The 16,563-nt window shown below is 38.0% G+C and carries 13 protein-coding genes and 1 pseudogene; 6 read left to right on the top strand and 8 right to left on the bottom strand.

What is annotated here, in order from left to right; genetic code table 11:
• Positions 1-43 precede the first annotated feature (43 nt).
• Positions 44-874 carry a hypothetical protein gene (locus tag GTH24_RS08595; RefSeq protein WP_164526229.1) on the top strand — a complete coding sequence of 277 codons (831 nt, stop codon included), beginning with the start codon at positions 44-46 and terminating at the stop codon, positions 872-874.
• Between the two features lie 60 nt (positions 875-934).
• On the opposite strand, the gene cysB is transcribed toward GTH24_RS08595, so the two are convergent.
• The 3 genes from cysB to topA all read right to left on the bottom strand — a co-directional run bounded on the left by cysB (position 935) and on the right by topA (position 5,426).
• The gene (gene cysB / locus GTH24_RS08590) at positions 935-1,909 is read right to left on the bottom strand and encodes an HTH-type transcriptional regulator CysB (protein ID WP_072068003.1); all 975 of its coding nucleotides are present in this window, start codon (positions 1,907-1,909) and stop codon (positions 935-937) included.
• Positions 1,910-2,147: 238 nt separating this feature from the next.
• On the bottom strand, positions 2,148-2,672 hold the full coding sequence (sodC, locus tag GTH24_RS08585; protein WP_164526228.1) for a superoxide dismutase family protein: 525 nt from the start codon (positions 2,670-2,672) through the stop codon (positions 2,148-2,150).
• Positions 2,673-2,828: 156 nt separating this feature from the next.
• On the bottom strand, positions 2,829-5,426 hold the full coding sequence (gene topA / locus GTH24_RS08580; RefSeq protein WP_072068002.1) for a type I DNA topoisomerase: 2,598 nt from the start codon (positions 5,424-5,426) through the stop codon (positions 2,829-2,831).
• Positions 5,427-5,733: 307 nt separating this feature from the next.
• On the opposite strand from topA, the gene GTH24_RS08575 reads away from it, so the two are divergent.
• Entirely contained in the window at positions 5,734-5,982 is a 249-nt protein-coding gene (locus GTH24_RS08575; protein ID WP_072068001.1) for a YciN family protein, read from the top strand.
• A 480-nt stretch (positions 5,983-6,462) separates the two neighbouring features.
• Here the strand turns inward: GTH24_RS08575 and sohB are convergent, their stop codons facing one another.
• On the bottom strand, positions 6,463-7,509 hold the full coding sequence (gene sohB, locus GTH24_RS08570; protein WP_072068000.1) for a protease SohB: 1,047 nt from the start codon (positions 7,507-7,509) through the stop codon (positions 6,463-6,465).
• A 213-nt stretch (positions 7,510-7,722) separates the two neighbouring features.
• On the opposite strand from sohB, the gene GTH24_RS08565 reads away from it, so the two are divergent.
• Together GTH24_RS08565 and cobO are read left to right on the top strand one after the other, a co-directional pair.
• Positions 7,723-8,484, top strand: a complete 762-nt coding sequence (locus GTH24_RS08565) for a YciK family oxidoreductase (RefSeq protein ID WP_176694681.1) — start codon at positions 7,723-7,725, stop codon at positions 8,482-8,484.
• 19 nt (positions 8,485-8,503) lie between these two features.
• Positions 8,504-9,094 (top strand): cob(I)yrinic acid a,c-diamide adenosyltransferase, encoded by a 591-nt coding sequence (cobO, locus tag GTH24_RS08560; protein ID WP_072067998.1) that lies wholly within the window; start codon positions 8,504-8,506, stop codon positions 9,092-9,094.
• Between the two features lie 28 nt (positions 9,095-9,122).
• Here the strand turns inward: cobO and GTH24_RS08555 are convergent, their stop codons facing one another.
• The 4 genes from GTH24_RS08555 to rnm all read right to left on the bottom strand — a co-directional run bounded on the left by GTH24_RS08555 (position 9,123) and on the right by rnm (position 13,081).
• On the bottom strand, positions 9,123-10,073 hold the full coding sequence (locus tag GTH24_RS08555; protein WP_164526227.1) for a hypothetical protein: 951 nt from the start codon (positions 10,071-10,073) through the stop codon (positions 9,123-9,125).
• 176 nt (positions 10,074-10,249) lie between these two features.
• Positions 10,250-11,173, bottom strand: coding sequence for a 23S rRNA pseudouridine(2605) synthase RluB (rluB, locus tag GTH24_RS08550; RefSeq protein ID WP_036937111.1), 924 nt, complete (start codon positions 11,171-11,173; stop codon positions 10,250-10,252).
• Positions 11,174-11,575: 402 nt separating this feature from the next.
• Positions 11,576-12,196 (bottom strand): L-threonylcarbamoyladenylate synthase, encoded by a 621-nt coding sequence (locus GTH24_RS08545; protein ID WP_072067997.1) that lies wholly within the window; start codon positions 12,194-12,196, stop codon positions 11,576-11,578.
• 24 nt (positions 12,197-12,220) lie between these two features.
• A complete protein-coding gene (rnm, locus tag GTH24_RS08540) occupies positions 12,221-13,081 on the bottom strand; it encodes an RNase RNM (protein ID WP_072067996.1) in 861 nt (286 codons plus the stop codon).
• A gap of 308 nt (positions 13,082-13,389) precedes the next feature.
• Here rnm and GTH24_RS08535 point away from each other — a divergent pair, with 308 nt between their 5' ends.
• Both GTH24_RS08535 and trpD read left to right on the top strand, forming a co-directional pair.
• Positions 13,390-14,967 carry an anthranilate synthase component 1 gene (locus tag GTH24_RS08535; RefSeq protein ID WP_164526226.1) on the top strand — a complete coding sequence of 526 codons (1,578 nt, stop codon included), beginning with the start codon at positions 13,390-13,392 and terminating at the stop codon, positions 14,965-14,967.
• Positions 14,967-16,560: pseudogene (gene trpD / locus GTH24_RS22155) on the top strand (bifunctional anthranilate synthase glutamate amidotransferase component TrpG/anthranilate phosphoribosyltransferase TrpD). The gene GTH24_RS08535 and the pseudogene trpD overlap by 1 nt, the downstream one beginning before the upstream one ends.
• The last annotated feature ends 3 nt before the right edge of the window (positions 16,561-16,563 follow it).

Raw genomic sequence — 16,563 nt, 5'->3', positions numbered from 1 at the left:
GATTTAATAACGGAGGTATAACAACTATGAAAGGATGAAATTTATGAATAATAAACAATCTGAGTTACTAAAGAATATAATGAGTGCCGATCATTACTTTGCTGAACCTATCACGCCTCCTTTTCCGCAAACTTTATCGATAAACCCATTACATTCTCAAAATCTAAAAGATACTGAAGGCTTGGTACAATTTATTATCGCCTCACCAAAATTGTTTGAAGAATTTGAAATAGAAAAAATGTTAAAACTTAAAAATATTCAAATTGGACTTATTTCTATCATAGCGAACCATCTTGCCGCATTAAAAAAGGAAGACAACGAAGCCTATTATCGCCCTGAACATTGGTTAGAGACGCTGAATCATCTTCCTCTTTTAGGACAAAATAAGGTGGAAACAAAAAATCTCCACAAACAGACATTTGATCTTTCGGTTGCTCAAGCTTTTATTCAGTTATTACTCGGTACAGCGATTAATGCCACCTCACCTGCTTTAAGTGAGTTTATTGATTTTTTACGTACTCAAGGCCAAAAAATAGAAATTGGATTACGACAATCATTAGATAGTTATCAAACAATAACCGTTGCAGGAGTGACCGAGATCCTTAATCATAACAACCACCTTATTTTTGTACCTAAGTTAAAAATCCTGAGCTTACGTTTTTCATATCAATCAGCAAAAATGCTCCTTGCCAGTTGTATTGGACGTAAATTTACTGTGTCTTTAGAGTACAGCACGATCACCTCTATCTTTGATGCTAATGCGCTGGATGATCCGAAAATTAATCAACAGTTTTATGATTTTTTAAATAAGTATCGTCAACTAAGAATTACAAAATCAGACGCTTTTTTTAGTGGGGATTTTTATTTGAAATAAGTTATGCGGGGTTAAGATTGATGATTACGCTTGAAGGCGGGAATTACCCGCCTTTCAGTATTAAACTAATGGCAATTCAATATCTTTAAATAGCTCTTCAATTTCTTCATGTGTTCGCAATGTAACTGCTTGTTCAATTAAATTACGAGTTAGATGTGGGGCAAAACGCCACATAAAATCATACATATAACCACGTAAGAAACCACTGCGACGGAACGCAATTTTCGTTGTGCTGTAGCTAAACTTATCGCGCATATCAATCGCCACTAAATCACTGTCTAGCACAGGATCAAACGCCATACTAGCAATTACACCAATACCTAAATGCAATCTTACATACGTTTTAATGACATCAGCATCTGTTGCAGTGAAAACAATTTTAGGTTTTAAACCTACTTGGCCAAAAGCATCATCAAGATCAGAACGCCCTGTAAAACCTTGGGTATAAGTCACGATGTCGTAACCAGCAAGCTCTTTCAGTGTGACTTCTCTTTTTTGTGCTAAAGGATGATCTTTAGGAACCACCACAATACGATTCCATCGATAACAAGGTAGCATTACTAAATCGTTATAAAGATGCAGTGACTCTGTCGCAATAGCGAAATCACTTTTACCTCTGCAAACATCTTCAGCTATTTGTGTTGGTGAACCTTGATTCATATGTAATGAAACATCAGGATAACGCTCAATAAAGCCTTTTATCACAGGTGGCAATACATAACGAGCTTGAGTATGTGTTGTTGCAATAGACAGTGAGCCTCTATCTGGATAAGTATGTTCCCCTGCGGCAGAGCGGATGGCTTCTGTTTTTGACAAGATTTCTCTAGACAGCCTAACAATCTCTTCACCTGCGGGTGTCACATGCGTTAAATGTTTACCACTACGAGAAAATATTTGTATACCTAATTCATCTTCTAACATGCGGATCTGCTTACTTATCCCCGGTTGAGATGTATACAAACGCTCTGCCGTGGTTGATACATTTAAATCGTTATTCACCACTTCAACGATATAACGCAACTGTTGTAATTTCATAGAGAGGCTATCCCTTCAACAAAAGACTTATTATTCCGTTATTCTATTTATATTCATATAACTAAAAAGAATAATAAAGATGTAATATATAACCACTATATCACTTATTTCATTTCGGTCTAACGTAATTAATAGGGTTATTTAGGTTTTGTTATATCGAATGGTTATAAGCTATAAATAAGCATAAAAAAAGCTGACTAAATGTCAGCTTTTATTCCAGAACAATAATGGCTTTAAATTATTTAATTACACCGCATGCCATTCTTGCACCACCACCGCCAAGCGCTTCTGGATTATCTGAATAGTTATCACCACCAACATGCACCATTAAGGCTTTATCTTTCACTTGCTCAAGTTTAGTTAATTTTGGCGCTAATACTGCGTAATCAGCAACACCTTTATCATTAACAACCAATCCAGGTAAATCACCTAAGTGCCCTTCTTTATTATAAGGCCCCAAATGAACACCCGTTTTTTCAGGATCTAAATGACCACCCGCTTTTAAAGCAGGAACAGGTTTACCCTCTTTCATATCTGGCTCACAAGAACCATTAGCATGAATATGAAAACCATGCACACCGGGGGTTAATCCTGTCAATTTTGGCGTAAATAACAGCCCATAATCGGTTTCTGTGATGGTAACAACACCAATATCATTACCTGCACCTGTAGGAAGCGCTTCTTTCAATGTGACATCTAACGTGGCTGCACTCGCCACTGAGGTGAAGAGTAAACCAGAGAGTAACAAAGGCATCAGTTTCATAGTATCTCCGTCTTATTATTAGCAAAGTAAAATATCAGACAAATAGAAATTAACCACTTATACTGTTTCAATGTACATTAATTAGCATATCTTCTTCATGCAAAAAAGCGACTAACTCTCATTAGTCGCTTTTTTATTTATCGAGTGATGCCAATGTTATTTGGTTTTTTCAACCCATTTACCATCGATATAAAACGCAGACCAACCCGTTGCTTTGCCATCTTTTTCAGAAGAAACATATTGTTGTTTAGTTTTACGACTAAACCGCACAATAGTTGGATTTCCTTCTGGATCAGCCACAGGCGCTTCAGCTAAATAACGCATTTTCTCTGCTAATCTGTCTTTAAAGCGAACCAATTCTTCTACTTTTGGTGCGCGCGTTTCTCTTGATTTAGGGAAGGTATTTGCGGCTAAGAATACACCCGCAGCACCATCACGTAAGACAAAATACGCATCAGATTTTTCACACGGCAACTCAGGAAGCGGTACAGGATCTTCCTTCGGTGGCGCAATTTCACCACTTTTTAAGATCTTACGGGTATTTTTACATTCATCATTGGTGCAACCCATGTATTTACCAAAACGCCCCATTTTCAGATGCATTTCAGAGCCACATTTATCACACTCTATGACAGGCCCTTCGTAACCTTTTAAGCGGAATTCACCCTCTTCGACTTCATAACCATCACATGCCGGATTATTACCACAAACATGTAATTTACGATGCGTGTCAATCAGATAGCTGTCCATTGCAGTACCACATTTCGGACAACGACGACGTGCACGTAATGCGTTAGTTTCTGCATCTTCCCCTTCAAGAATATTCAATAATTCATCTTCAGGGATAAGGTTAATAGTCTGTTTACAACGTTCTTTTGGTGGCAATGCGTAACCTGAGCAACCTAAGAACACCCCCGTTGTTGCCGTTCTAATTCCCATATGACGAGAACATGTCGGACATTCAATTGAGGTAATAACCATTGGGTTTGGTCGCATTCCGCCTTCTTCAGGATCTTTTTCAGCTACTTCGAGTTGCTGACTAAAATCTGAGAAAAACGCATCTAATACCGCTTTCCAATTTTCTTCATTATTCGCAACATGGTCGAGGTGATCTTCCATTTGCGCAGTGAAATCGTAATTCATTAAATCGCTAAAATTCTCTTCTAAGCGATCAGTAACAATTTCACCCATTTTTTCTGCATAAAAACGGCGATTTTCAACTTTTACATAACCACGATCTTGAATAGTGGAAATAATAGACGCATAAGTTGAAGGACGACCAATACCGCGTTTTTCTAATTCTTTAACTAACGTAGCTTCACTAAAACGTGCTGGTGGCTTAGTAAAGTGTTGAGTTGGTTCTAATTCAACTAAAGCAAGTTTTGCGCCAACATCAACAGCCGGCAACGTCTTATCTTCATCTTTATTACGCATTGCTGGCATCACTTTCGTCCAACCTGCAAAACGTAGAGTACGACCTTTAGCACGTAATTTATAATCACCTGATTCGACTGTTAATGTCGTTGAATCATATTTTGCTGGTGTCATTTGACACGCCACAAATTGATTCCAAATTAGTTGATATAATCGTTTGGCATCGTTATCCATATCTTTTAAAGATTCTGCGATAACGTTGATATCCGAAGGACGAATAGCTTCATGCGCTTCTTGCGAATTTTCTTTGCTCGAATAAACATTTGGCTCTTTCGGCAAATACTTAGCACCAAATTGCTCACTGATATAATCACGCGCCATTTGAATTGCATCCTGACTTAAGTTAGTCGAGTCAGTACGCATATAGGTAATATAACCAGCTTCATAAAGGCGTTGAGCTAGCATCATTGTCTTTTTCACACCAAAACTTAAACGCGTACTTGCCGCTTGTTGTAAAGTTGATGTGATAAGTGGTGCGCTTGGTTTGCTTGATGTTGGTCTATCTTCACGATCTTTTACTGTGAAGGTTGCATTTTTTAATGCATTAACCGCAACCTGTGTTTCATCAGATGAAACAGGATTGAAAGCTTTGTCATTATAATGCGTGACTTCCATACGCAATGGTTGTTCATCAGGTGTTAATAATGATGCGTGTAACTGCCAATATTCTTCAGGAACAAAGGCTTTAATTTCACGCTCACGTTCAACCAATAGACGAACAGCGACAGATTGCACTCGACCCGCAGATAATCCACGAGCGACTTTTTTCCAAAGTAAAGGTGAAACCATATAGCCCACAACACGATCCATAAAACGACGTGCTTGTTGCGCGTTAACGCGGTCTATATTTAACTCACCTGGAGTTTGGAAAGCTTGTGTAATAGCATTTTTCGTGATTTCGTTAAAAACCACTCGACTAAATCTTTCATCATCACCGCCGATAACTTCGCGCAAATGCCACGCGATAGCTTCTCCTTCGCGGTCAAGGTCCGTTGCGAGATAGACATGATCAGCTTTATCAGCCAATGCTTTTAGTTCAGCCACAACCTTTTCTTTGCCGGGTAGAATTTGATAGTTCGCATTCCATCCATTATAGGGGTCTATTCCCATACGGCTGACTAAGGCTGATTTCTCATCCTTTTTAACTTTTTTCACGCCTTTCGTGGCGGATGAGTTTTCGCTCTTCTGGCTGCCAGAACCACTCTTGGGCAAATCACGAATGTGACCCACGCTAGATTTAACTACGTAGTCATTGCCAAGATATTTATTGATCGTTTTGGCTTTTGCCGGGGACTCCACGATTACAAGAGCTTTACCCATAATTACCTTTACCTAATTAAACTTTGTTATGACGGTATTGTTTAATACCCTCAACTAAAAAAATGTTTAAAATCTCTTTTTTATATTGCGTTAGTTTTGCAATATATCAACCTGTTTTTATTCAAAGCTTTTGTTTGAGCTCAAAACTCATTACTTTTTTTGAGGTATTTTAATCACCTCACTGCTTTGATCGGGCAACGGGCAAATTATATTTGCTACATATAGCGTAGCTAAGCTTTTAAAAATGCCACACTCTACCTGATAAAAAGTGAGGCGCAACAAATTATTTTTCTAAGGAGCACAAATTATGTCAACACAAACTACACCGATTACAACAGAGATGCTACTTGAAAAAGCGAATAAAATCATATGTGAACATGAAGATTATTTACAAGGTATGCATGCAGATTCTGTTGAACAAAAAGGTAATGTCCTCGTATTTAAAGGCGAATTTTTTTTAGATGAGCAAGGTTTACCTACAGCAAAAAGCACTGCGGCTTTTAATATGTTTAAGCATTTAGCACATGTGTTATCAGATAAGTATCATTTAGAATAATCGCCGTTAGGATTATTTCACACTTAATCTCACTATCGAGAAAGAGACGTTACTTGCCAGTTATTGCTTTTTCAAAAAATAACTGGCATAAAAAATCATAGATAAAGAATAAAAATGCAAAAAAATGAAGGCGATTTATTGTTTTCTGATGTTTATGATTATACCTACCTATTAATACAATCAGTAATATCAATTATTTTTATTTTGTTTTTACCGCTATATTGGCACTTCCTAGAAAGAGGAAATATTTACCCTGTTGTTGTTAAGCAATATCAATTATTTCTTTGATTGCCAGTGAATACTTCACTGGCTTTTTTTTGCTTTATTGCAATACGATTTGCCAATAAGACATCAAAATAGCGGTTTGAAAAATTCAAGAAGTGTTGATAAACAAGAAGGGAAAATAACAGCGATACCAAGCTTTAGGTTTTAAATTCTCGGTATCGCTAAATAAAGCTTAATCTTGTGTACTCGTTTGGGTTATAGCAATGGTTTTTTACTTCTTTGAACCCAGCGCATCATCAATTTATCAACGCTTTCCATTGCACCACCCGTAACACGTTCAACCATTTTCTTTTTAAGAACATATTGAACAGAAAAGACTTCATAGTCGTTAATGTGATTAATTAACCAGTCATCACTCACACCAACTTCATCAATTAAGCCTTTATTCAATGCTTCTGTGCCGTACCAATATTCTCCCGTAGCGACACTATCAATATCAAGTTGAGGGCGGTATTTATGTACAAAAGATTTAAATAACAAGTGTGTTTCATTTAAATCTTGTTTAAATTTCTCACGACCTTCTTCTGTGTTTTCACCCAACAAAGTTAATGTACGTTTATATTCACCAGCAGTATGTAACTCAACATCAATATCATTTTTCTTAAGCAATCGGTGAATGTTAGGGATTTGAGCAACGACACCAATTGAGCCAATAATCGCAAAAGGTGCTGCGACGATTTTATCAGCCACACAGGCCATCATATATCCACCACTTGCGGCGACTTTATCGACAACCGCAGTAAGTTTAATGCCTTTTTCTTTTAAACGTGTTAATTGCGCAGCAGCTAGCCCATATCCATGAACCATGCCACCAGGGCTTTCTAAACGGAGTAAAACTTCATCACCGGTTTGGGCAACAGAAAGAATGGCACTGATCTCTTCACGTAATGCACCTACTTCATGCGCATCCATACTACCATTGAAATCAAGAACATATAAACAAGGTTTTACAACGCCTTTCTTACCTTCTTTCGCATTGTTTTTACTTTGTTTATTTTCTTTTTTCTGCTGTTTTTTAAACGCTTTGTACCAGACCTTTAATTCAGCATCATCCATTCTCGCTTGTTGCATTACTCGCTGTTTTTCTTCATAAGCTTCAGCAAGATCTGTCACTTTTAACGTGCCTTTTCGATTTTGCTTCTTATTTCCAATAACGATAAAAAACAACACAATAGCGATAATAGCCACGACAACCGTGGCGATCTCTGCTAAAAACAGTCCATATTGTAAAATATACTCCACAAAGACCTCTTTTTAAGGTTAATAACACTGACTAAAACCAATATGCCTAGTTTAACGAAATTCTGCTTTAGCGCTAGTCACAAAGGCATAATTATGGGCAATACCATAAAGAAAATAGCCATAAATTGTAAACAAAAAACTAGACTAAACTGGTCGCTAGACAAATAAGACGTTACACTTTATTTACTTTTTACTAGACAGGACATCAATATGTTGCAATATCAACCGGATCATAGCGTGCTAAAAGATAAAATTATTCTAGTAACTGGTGCTGGTGATGGCATAGGAAAAGAAGCCGCACTAACTTATGCGCAATATGGCGCAACACTTATCTTATTAGGCCGTACTTTATCAAAACTTGAAGATGTTCAAGAAGAAATCATTACATCAGGAGGACAACAACCTATGTTGTATCCCCTTGATTTACTTACAGCAACTGAAAATGATTTTCAGCAATTTGCTGATACACTTGTTAAACGCTTTCCTCACCTTGATGGTGTGCTACAAAATGCAGGTCTGCTAGGTGTTGTTGAACCAATCATTAATCAACCAAGTAACCTTTGGCATGATGTTATGCAAGTTAACGTCAACGCGACATTCATGCTGACTAAAGCACTGTTACCTTTAATGCTAAAAGCCCCTCATGCAAGTCTTATTCTCACCACATCCAGCGTTGGACGCCAAGGTCGTTACGGTTGGGGCGCTTATTCTGTTTCCAAATTCGCAACAGAAGGCTTTATGCAGGTACTCAATGAAGAATATAACGATAGCACCTTACGAATTAACTGCATTAATCCTGGTGGCACTCGTACCGCAATGAGAGCCAGTGCGTTTCCTGATGAAAATGCACAAAAGCTAAAAACACCTAAAGACTTAATGCCGTTGTATCTCTACTTGATGAGTGATGACAGCATTGATGTAAAAGGACAATCTTTAGATGCCCAACCAGGCCGTAAAGCTGGCCCTGCTGAATAACATAAACTCGAGGTCAAAAATGAATGATGCACAACACCAAAAACGCCAACAACGTTTAAAAGAGAAAGTAGATACCCGAATTGAGCAAGCTCAACGAGAACAAGGTATTTTGATGATATTTACAGGTAATGGTAAAGGTAAAACGACGGCAGCGATGGGCACTGCGACACGTGCTGTTGGTCATCAAAAAAAAGTCGGTGTTGTGCAATTTATTAAAGGAACATGGGAGAACGGTGAACGTAATTTATTAGAACAATTTGGTGTGCCTTTTTATGTCATGGAGACAGGCTTTACTTGGGAAACTCAAGATAAAAGTACTGATACAACTGCTTGCTTAAATACATGGCAATATGCACTCAAACTGCTTAACAACCCAGAGTATGATTTAGTTATCCTTGATGAAATTACCTATATGATTAGCTTTAATTATTTATCATTAGATGAGGTTATTTCAGCGATTAGCTCTCGCCCTGCGCACCAAAACGTTATTATTACAGGAAGAGGCTGCCATAGAAAATTAATTGAGTTAGCTGATACGGTGACAGAAATGCGTCCTGTCAAACATGCTTTCGATAGTGGGATAAAAGCACAACAAGGCATAGATTGGTAACGACTGAGTAACAAGCGCAATCTAAACATTACATAAGAATGGGCTCTCCTAAAATACCCGCACCAAATATGCGTCCATTTTTTTTAATAAAATCTAAATACATCTCTCTATCAACAAAAATATGTCTTCTTATTTGTTGATCATAGAGTATTGCCATCTTCATAATATGTTTATGATACTCATCATAAAATAATATTCTTTCAGTAGAGTTTCTCGATGTTAAATATTTTTTAACTATTTCGTGAATACTTATTGCCTCTTTCATTAAGTTTTCATCACTGAAACTAAAGTTAGCTTCTAACGGAGATAAACTATCTGTTCGTGTATTATTTTCATCGATCCAATTAAATTGGTTTTCTGCTTTATATTGAGTTAATAAATCACGCTCTGAATAAAATTTAATACCATAGGGAAACTTAATAATATATTGATGGAAATCATTTTTTGTAAAACATTTGGTCAACACATTTACTTTTTCATTACCTTCCCAATCAGATAAATAAGTAGGTAATGATTCATCGATTGGAATATCACAATTAAATATATTATTATCAATAAAGAGAGAATCTGAGCTATTTATCGCACCTCTTAAAAGTATACCATTTACCCATACAGTACGCTCCTCTATGTGCATCTCTTCAGATGGAGTATATTCTTGTTTAAATAATGCTGTAAAACTATAATATATATCCCTATTAGGATTAATTATGCCACCCCGATTTCCCGGATAAACCATAAATATACTTTGTTTACCTTGCCCATCAACAAGTACATGTTCACCATTATTTAGTTTGATTTTTTTTACTTCACCTTTTCCCATCACAAATTTAATATTATCAATTTTAAACTCTAAAAGTTCTAATTGGTTATTACTGATGTAGAAAACACCATTTTGCTTTTCTCTTATTGCAGGATAATCACACCCCGTGACTAAAGAGGTTATATATAATACTGCTATCAAATAAAAATAACGATACATATTATTTTGAATACCTTATCGTTAAATATCAAATTATATCGTGGAAACAATATAACTATCATAGATATATTTATAATAAAAATAAAGCCATCAAAAAAGAGGCTCCCAATGTTTATTGGTTGCCTCTTAATGAAAAATGATATTTTAATTTAAATTAATAAATAATTATTCGAAAACTACTTATTATTTCCAGCTGACTGACGACGACTTGACGCTCTTTTTGCAGGTGACGTAGAGGTACGAGCTGATATTTTAGTATGACGCTTAACCGCACGACGAATTTGATTTGCTTTAATTCGACGTTGGTCTTTTTCTACCGCCACTTTTGTTACTGTCTCATCATTTAATTCAACCAGTTGACGCAAGTAGTTAATCTGCTCTAATCCAAGTTCTACCCAACCACCGCGTGGTAAGCCTTTAGGTAAATCAATATCACCATAGCGAACACGAATAAGACGACTTACTTGAACACCAACAGCTTCCCACATACGGCGAACTTCGCGGTTACGGCCTTCTGTCAGTGAAACGTTGTACCATTGGTTAATCCCTTCACCACCACGATAAGAAACAGAGCGAAATGACGCTGGGCCATCTTCTAGTTGCACACCACGAGTTAATTGACGAATTTTAGCGTCATCAATTTCACCGAAAACACGAACTGCATATTCACGTTCAACCTCACGGCTTGGGTGCATTAAACGGTTAGCTAATTCACCATCTGTTGTAAATAACAATAATCCACTGGTATTCACATCAAGACGACCAACAGCGATCCAGCGAGCACTGTTAAGACGAGGAAGACGTTGGAAAACGGTAGGACGGCCTTGTGGATCACTACGAGTGCACAGTTCACCTTCAGGTTTGTAATACGCTAACACTCGACAAACATCTTTTTGGGCTTCGCGAATATTTAAAATACGACCATCTAAGCGGATTTTTGCTGTTGTGGTGACATCAATACGATCACCTAATTTTGCTTTTGTACCATCAATGCTGATGCGTCCTTCTTGAAGGTAACCTTCAATCTCACGACGGGAGCCGTGGCCAGAACGAGCCAGAATTTTTTGTAATTTTTCAGTACGTTGCGATTTATCGCTCATGAAACAACCTCATGTGTCGCCTTCACAGGCGTCATAAAAATAGAATTAATTTTTAAAAAATCAATTAAGTAAAAAATAACCCATGTTTATTAAATTCACTCATAAACACAGGTTTATTGATTCAATAGTGAACAATGTTGATGCTTTTCACATCAACATTGTGATAAATAGTCTCGATAAAATAGCATGACGGTTTTACTTCTTTTTTGTTATGTATAGTAGCGTATCAACGAAAACGCGCATTGACATAACCGATTTTAAAAACAAGCACCGTGATTTTTATCGCAATGTATAAATTTAACACAAGCGGTAAATCCCTTCACCTTTTATCTCTTTATCTCACGATAAATTTCTTTACTATGCGTCTATCGGATCGATATTTAGTTTAATCGGCCAAATCATTTACTGAAATGGAGTAATATCTCCAGTGCCTTCTCGGATTATCACAGGGCTATCTTCTGTTAAATCAATGACTGTTGTAGGCTTTTGACCTAAATAGCCACCATGGATCACTAAATCCACTTGTTTGCTTAATAAATCGTTGATTTCTTCAGGATCAGACTCTGCAAAATCATTACCTGGTAAAATCAGGCTAGTTGACATCAATGGCTCACCAATATTTTCTAACAATGCTAATGCAATAGGGTTAGAAGGAACACGTAAGCCAATCGTTTTACGTTTATCATTCATCAAACGTTTTGGTACATCTTTAGTCGCTTTTAAGATAAAGGTGTAATTACCTGGAGTGTTATTTTTTATTAATCGAAATACCACGTTATCAACATAAGCGTAATTAGCGATTTCTGATAGATCGCGACACATCAGTGTGAAATTATGGTTTTTATCTAATTGACGAATACGACAAATCCGCGTCATTGCATCTTTATTTTCTAAGCAACAGCCAATAGCATAGCCAGAATCTGTTGGATAAATCACCACTCCGCCTTTGCGTAAAATATCAGCACTTTGTTCAATTAAACGAGCCTGCGGATTATCAGGGTGAATATAAAAAAGTTGGCTCATACATCCCTCAACGAATATCTAATGTTACTCCTGCCATAGCGACCAAACTGGTTCAACGCCACCGGGTAACCATAAATTACGCCCCAACTCTATCCACGAGCAAGGACGATGAAAATCAGAACCTAACGAAGCTTTTAACTCATAAGATTGAGCTAATGCTGCGTGTTGTTCCCGTTCTTGTGGTGGTTGTTGGCATTGTGCCACTTCGATTGCATCACCACCTTGTTGTTTAAAATAAAGTGTTAATCGTTTTAACCATTTAGAAGATAGACCATATCGGCCCGGATGTGCTAACACTGCAACACCACCAGCAGCATGAATTGCTGTGACAGCGTCACCGATTGAGCACCATTGCGGGGGCACATAGCCTGTTTTTCCTTTCGCTAAATAACGTTTAAATACTTTATTAACTGAGGCAACATGTCCGTCATTCACTAAAAAGCGGGCAAAATGCCCTCTTGTTACTTGCCCACCATGTGCTAACGCTTTAGCACCTTCAAAAGCATTGGCAATACCTGCTTTTTCTAATCGCTCACCTATCATTATCGCACGTGTTTCACGACATTGGCTTTGTGATGAAAGGAGCGATTTCATTGCGTTATGGTCGATATCCATATTTAATCCAACAATATGGATTTCTATATTCTCCCACAAAGTCGATATTTCGACACCTGATATCAGAGTAAGAGGCAGATTTTTTTCTGTAATATAATGGTTAGCAGGTGCAATGGCCGCTGTTGTATCGTGATCCGTGATCGCTAAAACATTAATTTGACGCTCTATCGCTCTATCAACCAGTTCTTCTGGTGAAAGCTCGCCATCTGACGCGGTAGTGTGGCTGTGTAAATCATAAATCACTCTTAAATCAGATAGCCCTTCTGTCATCACGTCTCCCTTTTCACCTTAGCAAGATAATAATTTTTAAAGAGTATGCCATAAAGTACTTGACGAACCTAACGCAATCCAGTTTACTAGTACGCAACACGAGCTAGTTCACTTTCTATTTATCTGTCGTTGGCTGTAAGGAGATCTTATGAATATCAATCAACATCTTATCGCTCTTTGGTGGCGCAACACTCTTTTATGGGCGGTTTGATCTCCGGCTTAACGTCAGTGATATCTAAAACCCGCCTACGCGGGTTTTTTTATGCTTTAAAAACAGTAAATAAAGAAAATAATATAGAGCGATAACAATGAATACATCACTTGCATTCCCATTTAATACCAAGGCAACGCCACTGCCTTATCACAGCGAACCAGCTTTGCTTTTCAATACATTATGTGAAAATCAACACTACACATTATTGTTAGAATCTGCACAAATCGACACTAAAGCAAACTTAAAAAGCTTATTAATTGTTGATAGTGCATTACGCATCAGTGCAGTAAAAAATCAAGTCACTATTGATGCATTAAGCGTTAATGGGCAAGCGTTATTGCCAGCATTAAAAATCGCACTAAAAGAAAAAGCTAATTTAACGTTAGAGAGCGACAAACAGTGTGTTTTTACTTTTGCAACGCCTTCACAAGAGACTGATGAAGAAAGCAAATTAAAATCAGCTAGCGTATTTGATGCGTTACGTTTCTTTCTTGTTAATAAAGGCACTAAAGATGCAAACTTTATCTTTGTTGGTGGCTTATTTGCGTATGATTTAGTCTGCGGATTTGAGTCTATTCCTGAATTAGAAAGTGATTTTTCTTGCCCTGATTATTGCTTTTATTTAGCTGAACAATTAATCGTGATCGATCATCAAAATAAAGATAGCCAGTTGGTTTCTATTGCATTTACTGATGATAAAACAGAATGTCTGCGCCTCGCTTTACGACAAACCGAATTAATTTCGCTAGCTAAACAACCATTAAAACACCCTATTCGCCCCACTTTAACAGCAGAGGATTCAGCGATACACGCCAATATGGACGATAAAGGCTATGGCGATATCGTTGAAGCGATGAAAACCTATATTCGTCGTGGTGATATTTTCCAAGTCGTGCCATCACGTCGTTTTCAAGTAGCTTGCCCTTCACCACTTGCTGCATATCAAGTGTTGAAACAGAAAAACCCAAGCCCGTATCTGTTTTATATGCAAGATGCTCTATTCACTGTTTTTGGTGCATCACCAGAAAGCGCACTGAAATACCAAACCAGTGATCGCCAAATTGAAATTTACCCTATTGCAGGAACTCGTCCTAGAGGACGCAATGCCGATGGTTCAATTAATGCAGATTTGGACAGCCGCATTGAGCTAGAAATGCGTACTGACACCAAAGAACTTTCAGAGCATTTAATGTTAGTTGATTTGGCGCGTAATGATTTGGCACGTATTTGCCAAGCTGGTAGTCGCTATGTTGCAGAACTAACAAAAGTTGATCGTTATGCTTTTGTGATGCACTTGGTCTCTAGAGTGGTAGGTAAATTACGTGATGATTTAGATATTTTCCATGCCTACCAAGCATGTATGAATATGGGAACACTATCAGGTGCCCCTAAAGTCAGTGCTATGCAATTAATTGCTCGTTATGAAAAAACGAAACGTGGTAGCTATGGTGGAGCCATTGGTTATTTTACTGGCGCTGGTGATTTTGATACTTGCATAGTTATTCGCTCTGCTTATGTTGAAAATAATATTGCTACTATTCAAGTTGGCGCTGGAATTGTGCTCGATTCTGATCCCAAAATGGAAGCGGAAGAAACCCGCAATAAATCACAAGCTGTAATTAATGCCATTTTGCAAGCTCACACAGAAGTACAAATGCAGGAGGCTTGCTAATGGCATCTATCTTACTTCTCGATAACATCGACTCTTTTACCTACAACCTAGTCGATCAACTGCGTAGCCTCGGTAATACCGTCGTCATTTATCGCAATAACGTCACAGCCGATTTTATTGAACAGAAATTACATGAACTAGATAACCCTATTTTGTTGTTATCTCCGGGGCCTGGCGCACCTTCACAAGCTGGTTGTATGCCTGAACTATTGAAGCGTGTACTCGGTACATTACCTGTCGTTGGCATCTGTTTAGGCCATCAAGCCATCATTGAAGCTTACGGTGGAAAAGTTTCTTCATGTGGAGAGATCTTACACGGTAAAGCGACATTGGCTGAACATGATAACAGTGAGATGTTTGTTAATTTACCCAACCCTTTACCTGTTGCACGCTATCATTCGCTTTCTGGAGAACACGTTCCCGAACAACTTATTATCAATGCGTGGTGCGATAACACTGTTATGGCGGTGCGTCACCGTCAACATAAAACCTGTGGTTTTCAGTTTCATCCAGAATCAATTTTAACCACCAAAGGCGCACAACTTTTAGAACAAACAATCGCATGGGCATTAACTCCTAAAGGAGACGCATAAAATGGAAACTATCTTCAACAAATTATTTAGCGCGCAGCAGTTAACATTAGAAGAAAGCCAAACTCTGTTTAGCGCGATTATCCGTGGTGAATTAACAGAATCACAATTAGCCGCTGTATTAATTAGTATGAAAATGCGTGGTGAACATCCACAAGAAATCGCCGGTGCTGTGCGAGCATTACTTGAAAATGCACTGCCATTTCCTCGTCCTGATTACACTTTTTGCGATATTGTTGGTACTGGTGGTGATGGCGCAAACAGCATCAATATATCAACCGCTAGCGCATTCGTAGCGGCAGAAGTCGGTATTAAAGTTGCCAAACATGGCAACCGCAGCGTATCTAGTCGCTCAGGCTCATCCGATTTACTCGCTGCTTTTGGTATTCCATTAGATAGAAGTGCAGATGATGCACGTCAATTATTAGATGAAGTCGGACTTTGCTTTTTATTCGCACCGCAGTATCACAGTGGTTTTCGTTTTGCAGCCCCTGTGCGCCAGCAACTAAAAACACGCACCTTATTTAACGTACTAGGTCCCTTGATTAATCCCGCTCGTCCACCATTAGCATTAATTGGTGTTTATAGTCCTGAGTTATTAATGCCTATTGCAGACACACTAAAAGTATTGGGTTATGAACGTGCCGCAGTGGTACACAGTGGTGGTATGGATGAAGTGTCGTTACATGCTCCGACTCAAGTCGCTGAATTACGTAATGGTGAAATTACACGTTACGAACTCACACCCAGCGATTTTGGTCTTCGTCCTTGTTCAATGGCCGATTTGGAAGGTGGTACACCTGAAGTTAACCGTCAATTATTGGCAGATTTACTGCAAGGTGAAGGAAAAAGAGCACATACCGAATCTGTTGCAGCTAATGTCGCTTTATTAATGCGTTTACATGGGCAAGAAGATTTAAAAATGAATACTGAAGTTGCCATGCACGCCATTTATAGCGGTAAAGCAATAAATCGTGTCACTGCATTAGCAGCTAGAGGATAAAAA

The sequence above is a fragment of the Proteus vulgaris genome (assembly GCF_011045815.1).
Lineage (GTDB): Bacteria > Pseudomonadota > Gammaproteobacteria > Enterobacterales > Enterobacteriaceae > Proteus > Proteus vulgaris_B.
This window is presented reverse-complemented; position numbering and strand designations above follow the sequence as displayed.